10 protein-coding genes, 2 tRNA genes and 3 rRNA genes are annotated in these 14,899 nt (G+C 44.8%); 9 read left to right on the top strand and 6 right to left on the bottom strand.

Annotation, left to right across the window (positions count from 1 at the left end; all coding sequences use genetic code 11):
* The first annotated feature begins 58 nt into the window (after positions 1-58).
* Entirely contained in the window at positions 59-1,486 is a 1,428-nt protein-coding gene (gene dnaA, locus ACFGVR_RS21805; protein WP_448699740.1) for a chromosomal replication initiator protein DnaA, read from the top strand.
* Between the two features lie 74 nt (positions 1,487-1,560).
* On the opposite strand, the gene ACFGVR_RS21800 is transcribed toward dnaA, so the two are convergent.
* From ACFGVR_RS21800 to ACFGVR_RS21780, 5 genes are all read right to left on the bottom strand, one after another.
* On the bottom strand, positions 1,561-2,088 hold the full coding sequence (locus tag ACFGVR_RS21800) for a Uma2 family endonuclease (protein WP_448699739.1): 528 nt from the start codon (positions 2,086-2,088) through the stop codon (positions 1,561-1,563).
* 65 nt (positions 2,089-2,153) lie between these two features.
* A complete protein-coding gene (locus ACFGVR_RS21795; RefSeq protein ID WP_448699737.1) occupies positions 2,154-2,702 on the bottom strand; it encodes an NUDIX hydrolase in 549 nt (182 codons plus the stop codon).
* 122 nt (positions 2,703-2,824) lie between these two features.
* Positions 2,825-3,619 (bottom strand): TPM domain-containing protein, encoded by a 795-nt coding sequence (locus tag ACFGVR_RS21790; RefSeq protein ID WP_448699736.1) that lies wholly within the window; start codon positions 3,617-3,619, stop codon positions 2,825-2,827.
* A 10-nt stretch (positions 3,620-3,629) separates the two neighbouring features.
* Positions 3,630-4,064: a TPM domain-containing protein gene (locus tag ACFGVR_RS21785; RefSeq protein WP_448699734.1), complete on the bottom strand. Its 435-nt coding sequence runs from the start codon at positions 4,062-4,064 to the stop codon at positions 3,630-3,632.
* 99 nt (positions 4,065-4,163) lie between these two features.
* Positions 4,164-4,742, bottom strand: coding sequence for a LemA family protein (locus ACFGVR_RS21780; protein ID WP_448699732.1), 579 nt, complete (start codon positions 4,740-4,742; stop codon positions 4,164-4,166).
* Between the two features lie 86 nt (positions 4,743-4,828).
* Here ACFGVR_RS21780 and ACFGVR_RS21775 point away from each other — a divergent pair, with 86 nt between their 5' ends.
* The 8 genes from ACFGVR_RS21775 to rrf all read left to right on the top strand — a co-directional run bounded on the left by ACFGVR_RS21775 (position 4,829) and on the right by rrf (position 13,513).
* Positions 4,829-6,379 (top strand): NAD(P)/FAD-dependent oxidoreductase, encoded by a 1,551-nt coding sequence (locus tag ACFGVR_RS21775; protein WP_448699731.1) that lies wholly within the window; start codon positions 4,829-4,831, stop codon positions 6,377-6,379.
* Complete coding sequence (locus ACFGVR_RS21770) at positions 6,376-6,864, top strand: DinB family protein (protein WP_448699729.1); 489 nt, start codon at positions 6,376-6,378, stop codon at positions 6,862-6,864. The genes ACFGVR_RS21775 and ACFGVR_RS21770 overlap by 4 nt, the downstream gene beginning before the upstream one ends.
* Positions 6,854-7,219, top strand: a complete 366-nt coding sequence (locus tag ACFGVR_RS21765) for a CoA-binding protein (protein ID WP_448699727.1) — start codon at positions 6,854-6,856, stop codon at positions 7,217-7,219. Before ACFGVR_RS21770 ends, ACFGVR_RS21765 begins: the two co-directional genes overlap by 11 nt.
* 855 nt (positions 7,220-8,074) lie before the next feature.
* Positions 8,075-9,596, top strand: a 16S ribosomal RNA gene (locus ACFGVR_RS21760).
* 227 nt (positions 9,597-9,823) lie between these two features.
* Positions 9,824-9,898: transfer RNA gene (locus ACFGVR_RS21755), tRNA-Ile, on the top strand.
* Between the two features lie 109 nt (positions 9,899-10,007).
* Positions 10,008-10,081, top strand: a tRNA-Ala gene (locus tag ACFGVR_RS21750).
* A 265-nt stretch (positions 10,082-10,346) separates the two neighbouring features.
* Positions 10,347-13,224, top strand: a 23S ribosomal RNA gene (locus tag ACFGVR_RS21745).
* A 177-nt stretch (positions 13,225-13,401) separates the two neighbouring features.
* Positions 13,402-13,513 (top strand): 5S ribosomal RNA (gene rrf, locus ACFGVR_RS21740).
* The 16S, 23S and 5S rRNA genes sit together here with 2 tRNA genes alongside, the layout of an rRNA operon.
* A gap of 764 nt (positions 13,514-14,277) precedes the next feature.
* On the opposite strand, the gene ACFGVR_RS21735 is transcribed toward rrf, so the two are convergent.
* Positions 14,278-14,886: a hypothetical protein gene (locus tag ACFGVR_RS21735; RefSeq protein ID WP_448699725.1), complete on the bottom strand. Its 609-nt coding sequence runs from the start codon at positions 14,884-14,886 to the stop codon at positions 14,278-14,280.
* Positions 14,887-14,899: the final 13 nt, after the last annotated feature.

Genomic DNA, 14,899 nt, shown 5'->3' with positions numbered 1-14,899 from the left:
GCCGGCGAAGTGAAAGCTTGTGCTGGGGTTTGTAAATCAATAAATTATACAACTACTAATGGAAAAAACTTGTACTAACGTTTGGAATAGCTGCTTGCAGATCATCAAGGATAACATCCCGGCCCAAAGTTTTAAAACCTGGTTCGAGCCAATAAAAGCCTTAAGGATCGAAGGAAGCGTGCTAACCATACAAGTACCAAGCTTATTCTTTTTCGAATGGCTCGAAGAGCATTATGTAGGCCTGTTACGCAAAACGATAAAAAAGCAGTTAGGCGAGGATGGAAGACTTGAATACAACATTGTTGTTGAGCAATCATCATCGAGCAAGCCGTACACCACCAACATGCCGTCGAACGGAAATGGGGCAGAGGGCAAAAACCAATCGATGCCTATCCCCATCTCCATCAATAAGGATATTAAAAACCCGTTTGTAATACCGGGTTTAAAAAAGCTGCAGGTTGATCCGCAGTTAAACCGCAACTATACTTTCGATAGCTTTATCGAGGGCGATTGTAACCGTTTGGCGCGTTCGGCAGGTTATGCTGTTGCAGCAAAACCAGGCGGCACCTCTTTTAACCCATTAATGATATATGGTGGCGTTGGTTTGGGTAAAACCCACCTGGCACAAGCTATTGGTAACGAAATTAAACGCAGCCTGCCCGATAAGCTGGTACTATACGTATCATGCGAGAAATTTACCCAGCAGTTTGTAGATGCATTAAAGCACAATAACATTAACGATTTTGTGAACTTTTACCAGGCTATTGATGTGCTGATCATGGACGATGTGCACAACTTTGCCGGTAAAGAAAAAACACAGGATTTCTTTTTTCATATCTTCAATCACCTGCACCAGTCGGGCAAGCAACTGATCATTACATCAGATAAAGCGCCAAAAGATCTGGCCGGTTTAGAAGAACGTTTGCTTTCGCGTTTTAAATGGGGCCTTTCGGCCGATCTGCAGGTTCCGGACCTGGAAACCCGAATGGCTATCCTTAAAACAAAGATTTACCAGGACGGTATTGAACTGCCAAACGAAGTAGTTGAATACGTAGCCCACAACATTGATAACAACGTGCGTGAGTTGGAAGGAGCGATGGTGTCATTATTGGCACAATCAACCCTTAACCGTAAAGAGATCGACCTTAACCTGGCCAAGCAAATGTTAAAGAACTTCATCAAAAACTCTACTAAAGAGATTTCGATGGAATATATCCAAAGCCTGGTTTGCGAATACTTTGAAGTGCCTATCGAAATGGTAAAATCACAAACCCGCAAACGCGAAATTGTGCAGGCCCGCCAGATATCCATGTACCTTGCAAAAGCACATACCAAAAGCTCATTAAAATCAATCGGCAGTTTCTTCGGCGGCCGCGATCACTCAACAGTGATTTACGCCTGCCAAACAGTTGAAGATTTAATTGACACCGATAAAAAATTTAAAGGCTATGTTGCAGATATTCAGAAAAAGCTGAAGATGTCGTAACCACAACCTCAACGATAAAACAAAAGCGCCTGTTTCAAGTGAGACAGGCGCTTTTGTTTTGGAGCACACAGTACTTAAAAAGTAACCTGCAAGTCAAGAACCTTTAAATTCAGTTTTGCTTTTTCAGATGGAGTTTGTTCGTACGTTCTGCTATTTAGCAGATAATGTAATACCTCTTTGGTGTCGGGATTAATGATGATGTATTCTGTAACTTGATTCCTTTGATATAACTCGAATTTTTTCGTCATATCGTAGACCATGTTAGAAGATAATATTTCGATGATCATATCCGGCGAACCGACAATGCCTTTTTTTTGTATCAGGTGCTGATTGTCGGTTTTAATAAAGATCAGATCGGGCTGAACCACACCAAGCTCGTTATCCAAATAAACATCTAATGGCGCAATAAAAATTTTGCCCGATTGATTTTGGATAAGATATTGTTTGATCTTAAAAAAGATATCACCAAGAGTATCCTGGTGATTGGTGCTTGGTGATGGCGACATATATAAGGTATTATCAATAACCTCGCAACGCGTTCCTTCCGGAAGCATGTTAAACACTTCCATTGCTGTACGTGGTATGTCGGTTATATTCTTCATAACAAAAGCTAATTTACTTATTAAGTATTAAAACTTAAAATGATTTAACTTCAAAAACCAAAGCGCTACAATTCTCCCAGCTTCATCAAAGCATAAAATAAATTGGTACAATGCAGGGCCTGCGCTATTTTATTATCGGCCAATAGTTGTTTTACTTCGTCGATGGTGTATTCTTCCACAATGATGTCTTCATGCTCATCCAGATTTAACTCCTGAACCTTTTTGCCGTTTTTGGCGATATAACAATAGGTATGGTTATTACCCGTTGCCGGGTTAGCGAAAACAATGGCAATCTGCTCCACTTCATCAAACTGGTATCCGGTTTCTTCGAGCAGTTCGCGCTTGATCGCGTCTTCCGGTTTTTCACCGGCTTCAATAACTCCGCCAGGGAGCTCGAGCGATATGATTTCGGCGGCGTGTCTGTATTGGCGCACCAGTAAAATCTTACCCTCTTCGGTAAAGGCTACGGCATTGCTCCAGTTTGGATATTCCAATACATAATAAGCAGGGTTTATCCGGCCATCGGGTAGCTCACAGGTATCAACCCGTAAAGTGGCCCAGGCCCCGGTGTGTACATATTTTGAAGAAAGCGTTTTCCACCTCAGATCTCGCATAAAAAATGAATGTATAATTAAACTGTCCTGTCCGGGTTGATCCAAACTAATAACTAATAACTAATAACTAATAACTAATAACTAATAACTAATAACTAATAACTAATAACTAATAACTACCTCTACCAGCTACCGCTTGAGCCACCGCCCCCGAAATCGCCGCCGCCAAACCCGCCGAAACTACCACCTCCACTATCGGAGCTGTCGCTGCCGCCAGAACTACCGCCGCCCCAACCACCCCTGCCGCCCAAAGCCGAACCAGCCAGGAACCACCAAAAAGGACTTGCGCCACCACGACCGCCGATAATATGCCCACCGCCGCGGCCAATGTTTCTGAATATCAATATCACGATAACCACCACAATGAAAATGATCAAGCCTATGCTGCCACCGCCGCCATTGCCCTCGTTCTGATCCTGAACTTGCACATCTGCTTTGTATTCGCCGCGCATGTATTGTATCAGTGATGTGATTGCAGCATCTAACCCGCCGTAATAGTCGCCTCCTTTAAATGCGGGCTTGATCTGGTTATTGATCACCTGGCTGGTTATGGCATCGGGCACAGCGCCTTCGGCACCATACCCGGTTTGTATGGTTACCTTATGGTCCTCTATCGCAACCAATATCAATATTCCGTTATTTTTGCCTTTTTGACCAATACCCCAATTGCGGCCCAGCCCCGCGCCATATTCGGCGATGTCATAACTGCCGACAGATTTGATGATAACCACTGCGATCTGCGTGGAAGTAGAATCGTTAAAGGCTACTAATTTATTCTCAAGCTGCGCTTTATTATCCGCGCTAAGCGTATTGGTATAATCGGTAACCAAAGTGTTCGACTTTGGCGGATATTCCTGGCCGAATACTCCGCTGCCTGTAACAGCAAGTAAAATGATCAATAAGTATTTTCTGAACATCGGTTTAGGTTTATTTGCCATCCATAAAAGCTATATCGTCAGGCAGTTGGGTTTTGTCGCTATCGTTATGCGGAAAGTATTTGGCCAATTGTTCGCCGGCCATTTTTACGCCGGTTACAATGCCATCAACCAACTCACCGTATTTAAAATGCTGCAACATGGCATCCTTGGTGTTTTCCCAAAAACCGGGAGGAACAGCACTGTCGATACCCTTATCGCCAATAATGGCAAATTTACGGTCGACCGTTGCCAGGTAGATCAATACCCCATGCCGGTGCTTGGTGTGCTGCATCCCTAATTTTTTAAAGTAGTGGGTTGCACGTAAAAGTACGTCTTCGCTACAGGTCTTTTCAATACAAACACGCAATTGCCCCGAGGTTAGCTTTTCGGCATCCTCAATTGCTACGCGTATCCGGTGCTGCTCTTCGTCGTTAAATATTGACATGATTGGTTATGATTACACTGATTATTTTATGATTACACCGATTGTTTTATGATTACACTGATATCGGTGCCATCAATTTTCAATCAGTGAAATCCCATGTTAAAATTTTACCTCGGGTGCTTTTTCGCTGCCCGGCTCTGCCTGGAAGTACCCTTTTTCGCTAAAGCCAAACATTTTCGCGGTGATATTAGCCGGGAAAGACCGGATTTTACCATTATATTGCTGTACAGCTTCGTTAAAATCTTTGCGCGCAACGGTTATCCGGTTTTCGGTACCTTCCAACTGTGCCTGTAGTGCTAAAAAGTTGGCATTGCTTTTTAAGTCAGGATAATTTTCGGTGATCACCATTAATTTACCTAAAGCGCTGCTTAACTCGCCTTGTGCAGCCTGGAATTTCTGTATCGACTCCGGCGTCAATTTGGTTGGATCAACCTGGATAGAAGTTGCTTTTGCCCTCGCGTTAATAACATCGGTTAACGTGCTTTTTTCAAAATTGGCCGCGCCCTTCACGGTAGCTACTAGGTTCGGCACCAAATCCGACCGGCGCTGATAGTCGTTTTGTACTTGTCCCCATTTTGCCTTAACGTTTTCGTCCATTTTAACCATGCTGTTATAACTGCATGAACTTAGTGAGGCTGCTGCCACGATGATCAATAATACTGAGAATATCTTTTTCATGTTGAGTGTAGATTTTTATGATGTATTATATGAGTAATGCAAATTACATACCTTTGTTTCTATTCGGGATAAAAACCCGGCATAATATGACTAAAGACATTGAAATAACCTGCCTGCCACATGAGCACGAAGACGAGGCTGCTTTAAAGAAGATAGTATCGGCGACGCTCAAATTCCCTTTAAACAAGGTATTTGCTATAAAGATACTTAAAAGATCTATCGACGCGCGCGGCCGTAAAGTTATTTACCGGCTGCAAATAAAAGTTTTTATCGACGAGCAGCCCGTGGCAGATGTTTACACGGTAAACTATCAAAATGTCAGTAACGCCAGGCCTGTTATTATTATAGGAGCCGGCCCCGCCGGATTGTTCGCTGCTTTACAATGCGTTCAATTAGGCTTAAAGCCGATAGTGTTGGAGCGGGGTAAAGATGTTAAACGCCGCCGCCGCGATCTGGCCGATATCAATAAGCAAGGCATCATCAACCCCGAATCAAACTACTGCTTTGGCGAAGGCGGGGCAGGTACTTATTCCGACGGTAAACTGTATACCCGCTCAACCAAACGCGGTGATGTAAACGAAGTACTTAAAGCTTTTGTTGCTCACGGCGCTTCCGCGGATATATTAATAGATGCAAGGCCGCACATAGGCACCAATAAACTCCCGCAAATCATCACGGCTATGGCCGATACCATTCGCAATGCAGGCGGCGAAATTCATTTTGATACCAAAGTAACCGGCTTGAATATTAAATTCGATAAAATACAGGGTGTTAAAACCGCTACAGGCAATGAGGTCAACGCCAATGCTGTTATATTAGCTACCGGCCATTCGGCCCGCGACGTTTTCGAGATGCTGCACAATCAGGAAGTATTGATCGAGCCTAAGGCCTTTGCATTAGGCGTGCGTATTGAGCATCAGCAACAAATTATCGATCAGGCACAATATCACTGCGAAAACCGCGGCGAATTTTTACCGCCATCCTATTATAACCTGGTCGAACAGGTCGATGATCGTGGTGTGTTTTCGTTTTGCATGTGCCCGGGCGGCATCATCGCGCCTTGCGCAACCGATTATAACGAGATCGTGGTTAACGGCTGGAGTCCGTCAAAACGCAACAACCCTTTTGCCAATTCGGGCACGGTTGTACAGGTTAATCTCGAAGATGTCGCCGGTAAGGCCGATGATCCGTTCCGTATGCTGAACTTTCAGCATCAGATAGAGCAGGCAGCTTTTAAAGCGGGCGGCGGTAACCTGGTGGCCCCAGCTCAGCGCATGGTTGATTTTTTTGAAAATCGCCTTTCGGCCGACCTACCCGTAAACTCCTACCTGCCCGGCACCAAAAGTGTACAGCTTAAAGAAGTTTTGCCAAAATGGATCAATGAGCGGTTGCGTAAAGCATTACCTGCCTTTGGTCGAAAAATGAGGGGGTACTATACCAATGAAGCCATTTTGGTGGGAGTAGAGTCGCGCACATCGTCACCCGTAAAAGTTCCTCGCGATAAAGAAACCCTTCAGCACCCGCAAATTACAGGGTTATTTCCTTGCGGCGAAGGCGCTGGTTACGCGGGTGGCATAATTTCTGCTGCAATAGATGGTATCAACTGTGCTTCGGCAGCTTTTAAAATACTGTCATGACCAATTCTGAGAGACTATATAACCAATTAAGTACCGCATTGTATGGCCATGCCTGGTACGGTTCGCCTATTTATAATGTTATCGATGGGTTATCTTTCGATTCGGCTTACCAAAAATTGCCCGGCGCTTCAAACAGTATTGCAGCAATTTTGATGCACATGCTGGCGTGGACAGAAGAGGTGATCAGTCGCGTGCAGGGTAATGTGGCTTCGATACCTGCAGCTGGCGACTGGCCCGAGGTCGGCGAACCCAGCGAACAAAATCTGCAGCAATTGATTAATAACTTTAAGCTGGTTAATGTTGAACTGTTACAACTCATCAGTGATTTTCCGGAAGATAAATGGAATACCCCTACTAACGACCCTCGTGGAATATACACAGGCTATGAAGCAAGTTACGAAGCGATGGTTACCGGGTTGATCCAACACCATGTTTACCACACCGGGCAAATTGTATTATTAAATAAACTGAGCAATGGCCAATAGAAAAACTTTGGTATTAGGTGCCACACCCGATGAAAGCCGTTACGCTAACCTGGCTTCAAACCGCCTGGTGAGCAAGGGCCATACTATTATTAATGTAGGCATAAAAAAGGGAGAGGTTGCCGGTGTGCCGATAGAGAAACCCGAAGCCATTCATCACGATGTGGATACGGTTACCTTATATGTTGGTCCGCAAAACCAACCCTCATTATATAATTACATTTTGGAGACCCATCCAAAGCGTATCATTTTTAACCCCGGAACCGAGAATGCCGAATTAAAACGCATGGCAAATGAGCATGGAATAGAAACTTTATATGCCTGCACTTTGGTTTTGTTATCCACAGGACAATACTAATACCGCTTTTGCGGGATGCTTTTCTGGCCATTTATTCACAATGGCCGATAAAAAACGCCGCCCGATCAATATTTTTATTCCTGTCTTTCCCCGCAATTTAAAGGAAGTTGGCGCTGCAAACTGCCTTATAGCTCATAAAAAGGTTCTCTCACCGCATCGGGTTAGCATATTGGGCATGCTATAAAACAATGAGTTACAACAAATATGCGAAAATCTTCATTTTTTGTTTGGTAGGATAGCTGTTTTCTCATTACATTTGCAATCCCAAATCGAAAAAGGGAGCGTTTTTTGAAATAAGCAGAGGTTGAAACAAGGTTAAAAAAATATAAAATTTTCCTTGACACAAATAACAAAATTACTACCTTTGCAGCCCCGATCAGAAGAAGCGAATTCTTCAAAAAGGGTCCAAAAAATAAATAAAAATATTTTTTGGAAATAAAGAAAAAGGTTGTTACCTTTGCAGTCCCAAAACGAGGGATCGAAAAAGCTGAGAAAATCGAAAGATAGAAAGCTGGGGAAAAGCGGAGGGCACAAAGCTTGAAGTGGGTGAGAGAGAAGAGGGAAAGGAGCTGAAAAGCTTAACAAAAAGAGATGCGAATCTCAACAATCACAGAGCGATTTTGTGATTCACAAACAAGAAGATTTACTAAGTGCAATACTTAGATAGATATATAGAGAAGCCGTGAAGGTGGATCGAAAAGTTCTTTAAAAGGAGTAACATGATGCGTAGCGGAGATAGCAATATCGAAGTTATGTAACGAACAATAAAGAGGAGTAGATAACTGTATAAAGATATACAAATACAGATTCTACAATAGAAATAAAGTAGAGTCAGTGATTAAAAACTTAACATTTACAATGGAGAGTTTGATCCTGGCTCAGGATGAACGCTAGCGGCAGGCCTAATACATGCAAGTCGGACGGGATTTGGGAGCTTGCTCCTAATGAGAGTGGCGCACGGGTGCGTAACACGTATGTAACCTACCTTATCCAGGGGGATAGCCTCTCGAAAGAGAGATTAACACCGCATAACATTATTGAATAGCATTATTTAATAATCAAATATTTATAGGGATAAGATGGGCATGCGGGACATTAGCTAGTTGGCGGGGTAACGGCCCACCAAGGCGACGATGTCTAGGGGATCTGAGAGGATGACCCCCCACACTGGTACTGAGACACGGACCAGACTCCTACGGGAGGCAGCAGTAAGGAATATTGGTCAATGGGCGGAAGCCTGAACCAGCCATGCCGCGTGCAGGAAGACGGCCCTACGGGTTGTAAACTGCTTTTGCAGGGGAATAAACCTCCGGTCGTGACCGGAGCTGAATGTACTCTGAGAATAAGGATCGGCTAACTCCGTGCCAGCAGCCGCGGTAATACGGAGGATCCAAGCGTTATCCGGATTTATTGGGTTTAAAGGGTGCGTAGGCGGCCTATTAAGTCAGGGGTGAAAGACGGTAGCTTAACTATCGCAGTGCCTTTGATACTGATGGGCTTGAATGGACTAGAGGTAGGCGGAATGTGACAAGTAGCGGTGAAATGCATAGATATGTCACAGAACACCAATTGCGAAGGCAGCTTACTATGGTTTAATTGACGCTGAGGCACGAAAGCGTGGGGATCAAACAGGATTAGATACCCTGGTAGTCCACGCCCTAAACGATGAACACTCGATGTTAGCGATATACAGTTAGCGTCTAAGCGAAAGCGTTAAGTGTTCCACCTGGGGAGTACGCCCGCAAGGGTGAAACTCAAAGGAATTGACGGGGGCCCGCACAAGCGGAGGAGCATGTGGTTTAATTCGATGATACGCGAGGAACCTTACCCGGGCTTGAAAGTTAGTGAATGATTCAGAGACGGATCAGTCCTTCGGGACACGAAACTAGGTGCTGCATGGCTGTCGTCAGCTCGTGCCGTGAGGTGTTGGGTTAAGTCCCGCAACGAGCGCAACCCCTATGTTTAGTTGCCAGCACGTTAAGGTGGGGACTCTAAACAGACTGCCTACGCAAGTAGAGAGGAAGGAGGGGACGACGTCAAGTCATCATGGCCCTTACGTCCGGGGCTACACACGTGCTACAATGGTCAGTACAGAGGGCAGCTACCTGGCAACAGGATGCCAATCTCACAAAGCTGATCACAGTTCGGATCGGGGTCTGCAACTCGACCCCGTGAAGTTGGATTCGCTAGTAATCGCGTATCAGCAATGACGCGGTGAATACGTTCCCGGGCCTTGTACACACCGCCCGTCAAGCCATGGAAGCTGGGGGTACCTGAAGCCGGTAACCGCAAGGAGCCGTCTAGGGTAAAACCGGTAACTGGGGCTAAGTCGTAACAAGGTAGCCGTACCGGAAGGTGCGGCTGGAATACCTCCTTTCTGGAGCAGGTATCAATACTCACTCTTTAAGAGCGGCGCATATGCCGCTACGCACATGTCTATTTCTTTTTATAAAAAAACACCCAAAAGACAAGCCACAGTGGCTGTAACCGAAAGGCACAGGACAATGCTGGCAGTTGAAAGTTGAAGGAAGCAAGTGAAAAGTTAGTTAGCAAAAGCGGCTAACCCAAACTGACCACTGACAACTCACAACTGACAACAAATAGAGTCCGGTAGCTCAGTTTGGTTAGAGCACTACACTGATAATGTAGGGGTCAGCAGTTCAAATCTGCTCCGGACTACACTTTTGGTTCAATGGTTCATCAGTTCAGTAGTTCATTAGTCTTTGCAAAAGGATACCAATGAACAAATGACGAGTGAACGAATGAACAAAAAGAAAACTTGACTTTAGGGGGATTAGCTCAGCTGGCTAGAGCACCTGCCTTGCACGCAGGGGGTCAACGGTTCGAATCCGTTATTCTCCACATTCCCACTCATACCTTAACAAAGGTGAGATATTGGTAAAGGCGACCGCGCAATGCGGGGACCGGGGTAAACGTTCTTTGACATATTGGAAGAAGTAATAAAAGAGAAAACAACAGTAGAGACGGTTGTTGGCTTTGAAAGTACGGAACAGTGAAATAAAAAGTATGGAAACGCAAGTCTAAGTACTGGATATTAACTGGAAAATACTGGAGAACGGCAATCCAATCAAAAAGCATACATACCGAGCAAAAGGCGGTATCGTAGAAGAAAGTAAGAAAGGGTACACGGGGGATGCCTTGGCTCTCAGAGGCGATGAAGGACGTGATAAGCTGCGATAAGCTGCGGGGATTAGCAAATATGAATTGATCCGCAGATTTCCGAATGGGGAAACCTAACTATTTGAAGAATAGTTGCATAAATGCGCAAACCTGCTGAACTGAAACATCTAAGTAAGCAGAGGAAGAGAAAACAACAGTGATTTCCTGAGTAGTGGCGAGCGAAAGGGAAGAAGCCCAAACCTATTATGTTACGGCATAATGGGGGTTATAGGACCACAACATGAATATTAAAATGAATCTGAACGGGGTGGGAAACCCGGCCATAGAGCATGAGAGCTGCGTAAGAGTAAGTAATAATAGGATAGTGGTATCCTGAGTACCGCGAGGTCGGAGACGCCTTGTGGGAATTTGCCGGCACCATCCGGTAAGGCTAAATACTCCTGAGAGACCGATAGTGAACCAGTACCGTGAGGGAAAGGTGAAAAGAACCCCGAACAGGGGAGTGAAATAGAACCTGAAACCGTGTACTTACAAGCGGTCGGAGCGGACTTGTTCCGTGACGGCGTGCCTTTTGCATAATGAGCCTACGAGTTACTCCTCTCTGGCAAGGTTAAGTGATTAAGTCACGCAGCCGAAGCGAAAGCGAGTCTGAATAGGGCGTGCAGTCAGAGGGGGTAGACGCGAAACCTTGTGATCTACCCATGGACAGGTTGAAGGTGCCGTAACAGGTACTGGAGGACCGAACCGATAAACGTTGAAAAGTTTCCGGATGATCTGTGGGTAGGGGTGAAAGGCTAATCAAACTGGGAAATAGCTCGTACTCCCCGAAATGTTTTTAGGAACAGCCTGGCGGTTGAGTTATATAGAGGTAGAGCTACTAATTGGGTGCGGGGGAGTCAAATCCTACCAAATCCAGATAAACTCCGAATGCTATATAATATACGCTGGAGTGAGGCTTTGGGTGCTAAGGTCCAAGGCCGAGAGGGAAAGAACCCAGACCATCAGCTAAGGTCCCTAAATTACCGCTAAGTTGAACTAACGAGGTCCGATTGCACAGACAGCTAGGATGTTGGCTTGGAAGCAGCCATTCATTTAAAGAGTGCGTAACAGCTCACTAGTCGAGCGATCGGGCATGGATAATAAACGGGCATCAAGTGGTATACCGAAGCTATGGATTGCAATTTATTGCACTGGTAGGGGAGCATTCTACAGGGGGCGAAGCAGATACGTAAGTTACTGTGGACCTTGTAGAAAAGCAAATGTAGGCATAAGTAACGATAAGGCGGGAGAGAAACCCGCCCACCGAAAGACTAAGGTTTCCTGATCAACGCTAATCGGATCAGGGTTAGTCGGGGCCTAAGGTGAAGCCGAAGGGCGTAGCCGATGGACAACTGGTTAATATTCCAGTACTTTTTATAACTGCGATGCGGTGACGGAGTAGTGACACTGACGCGATCTGACGGAATAGATCGTTAAAGGCCGTAGGTATAGGGATTGTAGGTAAGTCCGCAGTCTTTGCTGAAAGCTGATAGTATACTGAGCCTTCGGGTAAGGTAATAGTTCAGGTAATCAGACTTCCAAGAAAACCCGCTAAGCTTCAGGTTATAAAAACCCGTACCGTAAACCGACACAGGTAGTCGAGGAGAGAATCCTAAGGTGCTCGAGTGAATCATGGCTAAGGAACTCGGCAAAATGGCCCTGTAACTTCGGGAGAAGGGGCGCTGATAGCAATATCAGCCGCAGTGAAAAGGCCCAGGCGACTGTTTAACAAAAACACATGGCTTTGCAAAATCGAGAGATGACGTATAAGGCCTGACACCTGCCCGGTGCTGGAAGGTTAAGAGGGGATGTTAGTCGCAAGGCGAAGCATTGAATCGAAGCCCCAGTAAACGGCGGCCGTAACTATAACGGTCCTAAGGTAGCGAAATTCCTTGTCGGGTAAGTTCCGACCTGCACGAATGGTGTAACGATCTGGGCGCTGTCTCAGCCATGAGCTCGGTGAAATTGTGGTATCGGTGAAGACGCCGGTTACCCGCAACGGGACGGAAAGACCCCATGCACCTTCACTACAACTTAACATTGATATCGGATACAGGATGTGTAGGATAGGTGGGAGACTGTGATCCGGCTTCGCTAGGAGTCGGTTAGTCAACGTTGAAATACCACCCTTTCTGTATTTGGTGTCTAACTCTCGAAACGGGAGGACATTGTTTGGCGGGTAGTTTGACTGGGGTGGTCGCCTCCAAAAAGGTAACGGAGGCTTTCAAAGGTAAGCTCAGTACGCTTGGTAACCGTACGGGGAGTGCAATAGCATAAGCTTGCTTGACTGTGAGGCAGACAAGCCGAGCAGGGTCGAAAGACGGATATAGTGATCCGGTGGTTCTGCATGGAAGGGCCATCGCTCAAAGGATAAAAGGTACGCTGGGGATAACAGGCTGATCTCCCCCAAGAGCTCATATCGACGGGGAGGTTTGGCACCTCGATGTCGGCTCGTCACATCCTGGGGCTGGAGAAGGTCCCAAGGGTTGAGCTGTTCGCTCATTAAAGTGGCACGCGAGCTGGGTTCAGAACGTCGCGAGACAGTTCGGTCCCTATCTGTTGTGGGCGTTGGAAGTTTGAGTGGGGCTGACCTTAGTACGAGAGGACCGGGTTGGACTAACCTCTGGTGAATCTGTTATGGCGCCAGCTGTATTGCAGAGTAGCTACGTTGGGAATAGATAAGCGCTGAAAGCATCTAAGTGCGAAACTAGCCACAAGATGAGACTTCCATTGAGGGTCGTAGCAGACTACTACGTTGATAGGTTACAGGTGTAAAGGTGGTGACATCATAGCCGAGTAATACTAATAACCCGAAGCTTTCTCATAGCAGGTAATAGTGGGTGTACCTTTCCGGTACACCCGCAACAACAAAGCTGTTGTTTTCTCTTAAACTTACTTCTTTCAATCATGTCTTAGTTTATGGGTTCGGTAAAGCGAATCACAAACTATAAAATATTCTAATACAGTATATAGCGTTAGCGCAAGCTAACCACTGAAGAAATTCAGGTGCCTATATCGGCGGTGTCCACCTCTTCCCATTCCGAACAGAGAAGTTAAGCCCGCCAGAGCTGATGGTACTGCGGTAATACGTGGGAGAGTAAGTCGGTGCCCAATCTTAAAACAACCCTGCTAAGCATTGCTTAGTGGGGTTTGTTGTTTTATAGCGGTTTGTTTTCATACTTACCATAGCGTCTTCAATAATATTTCCTATATTAATGCTGTGGAAATCAGCAAACGCATAGCATTATTTCTGGTAGCTGTAAATTCGTTTTTAGTGTTATTTGATATATGGTATTTTATCTGCTGCCATGAAACTATCTTCAAAAGCTTTAAAACACCGGTAACTCTAAGTCCCTTTTTGTATTATCTAACACTTACAGTTTTTATGATAACGGAAAATGTTGTGTTTTTCGGATTGTATTGGGTTTTGGTAAAGTTTAAAGAACGTAAATGGGTAAGATTGATCTGTTTGCTTTCTATTGTGGTTAAAATTAGTATACCGCTGTTAGCATGGTCAGTACAATTATCACCTGCGCTATTCAGGGCCATAAACTTTCATTCTTTTGAATGGCTCATATCCATTAATCGGATATTATCAATTTTGGCTCTTTTTTGCCTTTTCTTTGTTAGAGAGCGAATTATACGCAGACACTTTATTGCATTCTCGGCGCTCACTATATTAGCATTCGCCATCCCGATAATAAGTCCCAGATTATATGATAATTTTGGCTATGCCTGGTTGCTTGTTAATGAAAGCTTCTTAATTAAATTACCTTTTGTTATAAGCCTGGTATTATTTATTGAAGTATACAATGTTGCACGTAAAGCAAGTATTAATCCAAAAACAGAAATGAATGGTGACTCTATAGGTTGAAAAGCTATATAATATCTTTTAAGCTTGCTACAATATAAAAACGACCTGGCGGAGGCAAATAGTAAAACCCACTACGCTCTAACTCACTAAATGCCTCTTCCGACTGGGATGAGGACAATCTTATGAACTTACCTGCATCGTAAAGATATATCCCCGGCGATAGCTTTTGTGGATCTGCAGAAAGGGGCGGTTTAGGCATAGAGTCTATTTGAAAAGTACTTTCATTACCTTTTTTGCTCTGATAAAACCAGATGCCTTTTGGCCAGTTTGAAGTATCGCCGGCTACTTTTAAAGGCATTCCATAAAATATGAGGGTGGAATCATTTTTAAGTTCAGTTGATGGGTCTAATTTGTAAAGCCCTAACTTTTTCTTGCCATCATATTTCTCGAACACCCAAAAATCAACTTTGAAGCTGGTGAGTAGTCTACCCTGCGCATGTGTAAATGCATGATATATTACCCCGTACTTTGAGGTAGCTATGATCGAAGTTGAATCGTAACTTGCAAACTCTTCTGCAGAGATGCGGGTATAATATTTTTTTAAGCCAGTTCGGCTACATGAAACATTTGCCAGTATCAGCAATAAACCTAACAGCAACAGTAAATTACGCATTACTAAATATATG

It is taken from the genome of Mucilaginibacter aureus, from assembly GCF_053514885.1.
This window is presented reverse-complemented; position numbering and strand designations above follow the sequence as displayed.

Excerpts from the sequence above, each read along its gene's own strand:
- dnaA (WP_448699740.1), top strand. The coding sequence starts at position 59 with ATGGAAAAAACTTGTACTAACGTTTGGAATAGCTGCTTGCAGATCATC.
- ACFGVR_RS21800 (WP_448699739.1), bottom strand. The coding sequence starts at position 2,088 with ATGAAGAATATAACCGACATACCACGTACAGCAATGGAAGTGTTTAAC.
- ACFGVR_RS21795 (WP_448699737.1), bottom strand. The coding sequence starts at position 2,702 with ATGCGAGATCTGAGGTGGAAAACGCTTTCTTCAAAATATGTACACACC.
- ACFGVR_RS21790 (WP_448699736.1), bottom strand. The coding sequence starts at position 3,619 with ATGTTCAGAAAATACTTATTGATCATTTTACTTGCTGTTACAGGCAGC.
- ACFGVR_RS21785 (WP_448699734.1), bottom strand. The coding sequence starts at position 4,064 with ATGTCAATATTTAACGACGAAGAGCAGCACCGGATACGCGTAGCAATT.
- ACFGVR_RS21780 (WP_448699732.1), bottom strand. The coding sequence starts at position 4,742 with ATGAAAAAGATATTCTCAGTATTATTGATCATCGTGGCAGCAGCCTCA.
- ACFGVR_RS21775 (WP_448699731.1), top strand. The coding sequence starts at position 4,829 with ATGACTAAAGACATTGAAATAACCTGCCTGCCACATGAGCACGAAGAC.
- ACFGVR_RS21770 (WP_448699729.1), top strand. The coding sequence starts at position 6,376 with ATGACCAATTCTGAGAGACTATATAACCAATTAAGTACCGCATTGTAT.
- ACFGVR_RS21765 (WP_448699727.1), top strand. The coding sequence starts at position 6,854 with ATGGCCAATAGAAAAACTTTGGTATTAGGTGCCACACCCGATGAAAGC.
- ACFGVR_RS21735 (WP_448699725.1), bottom strand. The coding sequence starts at position 14,886 with ATGCGTAATTTACTGTTGCTGTTAGGTTTATTGCTGATACTGGCAAAT.